Annotated in this window: 1 protein-coding gene; it reads left to right on the top strand. The window is 42.6% G+C overall.

The window, feature by feature from the left end:
- A partial coding sequence (locus tag ACIR131C_RS26260) for a bluetail domain-containing putative surface protein (RefSeq protein ID WP_278047005.1) occupies nucleotides 1–1458 on the top strand: 1458 nt, incomplete at its 5' end.
- Nucleotides 1459–1607: the final 149 nt, after the last annotated feature.

Raw genomic sequence — 1607 nt, forward strand, 5'->3', positions numbered from 1 at the left:
GGAACTTCAGGACTACAAATCATCAACATCAGCAATCCCAGTACCCCCACTTTAGTAGGTACTATTGATACACTTGGTACTGCTAGTAGGGTACAAGTAGTCGGCAACTACGCTTATATTGCTGATGGTGGTTCAGGACTACAAATTATAGACATTAGCAACCCCAGTACCCCCACTTTAGTAGGTACTATTAATACACCTGGTTATGCTGAATCTTTAGTAATAGAGGGAAAGTACGTTTATGTTGCTGATGGTGGTTCAGGACTACAAATCATAGATCTAGCACCAGTTATTACCAGCGCTGGCACCGCCACCTTTGCAGAAAACAGTACAGAAACAGTTTACACCGTCACCGCCACCAACGTAAATGTAAATACAGCCCTCACCTACAGTTTATCCGGTACTGATGCTAACCTATTTAACATCAACAACGGCGTTGTCACCTTCAAAACCGCTCCTAACTTTGAAGCACCTGGTGATAGCGGTGCAAATAACGTTTATGACATCAACGTTATCGCTAATAATGGTATATCAAACACCACCAAAGCCGTAGCCATTACCGTCACCAACGTTAATGATGGTATTCAATCCTCCACCAGCTACACATTAAACTCCAGCCAACTAGACCTGATTTTAACAGGAGAAGGGAACATTAACGGCACTGGCAACAGCCTCAATAATGCTATCTTAGGTAACAGTGGTAATAATGTTCTCAATGGTGGTGCCGGTGCTGATAGCCTTGTTGGTAATGCCGGTAATGATACTTTGATGGGTGGTGTTGGTGCTGATACCATGACCCGGGGAACTGGTAATGATTGGTACTGGGTAGATAATGCTGGTGACAGTGTGATAGAACTTGCCAATCAAGGTACAGATAAGGTTCACACCACTATCAGTTACACACTTACCGACAACTTAGAAGACCTGGCTTTACAAGAAATAGCCACCAATATTAATGGTACAGGTAATACCCTGAATAATACCATTACAGATAACACCAAAGATAACCTTCTCGACGGTGGTGCTGGTAATGATATTATCAGAGCTTCTGGAGGAAATGATACCTTAATTGGTGGTTTAGGTGCAGATACCTTAACGGGAGGGTTAGGTAGTGACAGGTTTGTTTATACTAACTTAACCCATTCCTTGTTAGCTGGAATTGATACCATCAAAGATTTTAACAGTGCAGAGACTGACCGTTTTGTAGTTAGCACTGCCCGGTCTGTGTTTAATACTGTGAGTGGAGTTACCGGACTCAATGCCACTGCCATTGGTAACGCATTAACTACTACTAACTTTGGTGCTAATGCGGCTGCATTATTTACCATAGGCTCAAAGAGCTATGTAGCTATTAATGATAGCACTGCTGGTTTTAGTGATGCCAGTGATGCCATTGTGGAAATCACGGGATATAAGGGTACTTTATCTACTAGTAGCTTTGTGACTGTGGCTGTTTAAGCTAGGTAGCGGTAAAATTTCCTCAGATACCTGACTTCTTTAAGAAGTCGGGTATTTTGTTGTTAAAAAGCCCATATCTTTAACAGTGAGAGTGGGGTAAAAAGTCCCCTCCCTTTCACAAGGGGAGGGTGAGAGTGCGGTAAAATAGT

The organism is Dolichospermum circinale AWQC131C, assembly GCF_000426905.1.
GTDB lineage: Bacteria > Cyanobacteriota > Cyanobacteriia > Cyanobacteriales > Nostocaceae > Dolichospermum > Dolichospermum circinale.